The 1,323-nt window shown below is 51.3% G+C and carries 1 pseudogene; it reads left to right on the forward strand.

Going from position 1 to position 1,323, the window contains the following annotated elements:
- Nucleotides 1–1,323 (forward strand): annotated as a pseudogene (locus tag HQ39_RS06470) (leucine-rich repeat domain-containing protein); the annotation flags it as partial.

Below are 1,323 nucleotides of genomic sequence, written 5' to 3' on the forward strand. Positions count from 1 at the left end.
CGTGTACGGGCAGAGTGGAAAGATAACCGCCTGACGATCTTGGGCGATGACGTGGAAGAGGATCTTCCTTCCATCACCTTGACGACAGAGAAAAAGGTGGGAGAGAAGATAGAGCTTTCGATCAACGCCGAGCCGGAAGACCAAGCGGATGTCTGGATAGACCTGAACAACAACAAGGTCAAAGATGCAGGCGAGAGCATAACCGAATTTGACCCTCCTCAAGAGTACACGCTCGGCTCCCGGACCATTGCGGTGTATGGAAAGGTAACCGAGTTGTACTGCTACTCTAACTCCCTCACCTCGCTGGATGTGAGCAAGAACACGGCTTTGACAGAGTTGGTGTGCAACTCTAACTCCCTCACCTCGCTGGATGTGAGCAAGAACACCGCTTTGACAGTGTTGGACTGCTCCTCTAACTCCCTCACCTCGCTGGATGTGAGCAAGAACACAGCTTTGACAGAGTTGTACTGCCACTCTAACTCCCTCACCTCGCTGGATGTGAGCAAGAACACGGCTTTGACAGAGTTGCGCTGCTACTCTAACTCCCTCACCTCGCTGGATGTGAGCAAGAATACCGAGTTGGAATGGTTGATATGCAACTCTAACTCCCTCACCTCGCTGGATGTGAGCAAGAACACTGCTTTGACACGGTTGGACTGCTACTCTAACTCCCTCACCTCGCTGGATGTGAGCAAGAACACGGCTTTGGGACAGTTGTACTGCAACTCTAACTTCCTCACCTTGCTGGATGTGAGCAAGAACACCGCTTTGACTTATTTGAACTGCGAGGAGAACGCCAACCTTAGCTCCTTGAAGATCTCGAGCAGCATAAATGATGAGTTGTCGGTCAAGAGCTGTAAGCTGAGCGCGGAGACACTGAACGAGATATTCCGCACGCTTCCAGATGTAAAAGGGCAGAGCTTCGGTCGGAAGAAGATCTGGATCGCAAACAATCCGGGTACGGATGCGTGCAACAAGAAGATAGCCAAGGACAAAGGCTGGAAATTGGATGTCGGAGATACTCCGCCTGCCGGCTACAGCATGACGATGACGACAACGAAAGCCGTCGGCGAGAAGATAAAGCTTTCGATCAACGCCGAGCCGGAAGACCAAGCGGATGTCTGGATAGACCTGAACAACAACAAGGTCAAAGATGCAGGCGAGAGCGTAACCGAATTTGGCTCCGATAAAGAGTACACGCTCGGCTCTCAGACCATTACGGTGCATGGAAAGGTAACCGATTTTCGTTGTAGAGGAGAGCAGCTCTCCTCATTGGATGTGAGCAACAACACCGCTTTGGAACAGTTGTTCTGCTACAAGAAC

The organism is Porphyromonas sp. COT-108 OH2963 (assembly GCF_000768895.1).
In the GTDB taxonomy this organism is placed as follows: domain Bacteria; phylum Bacteroidota; class Bacteroidia; order Bacteroidales; family Porphyromonadaceae; genus Porphyromonas_A; species Porphyromonas_A canoris.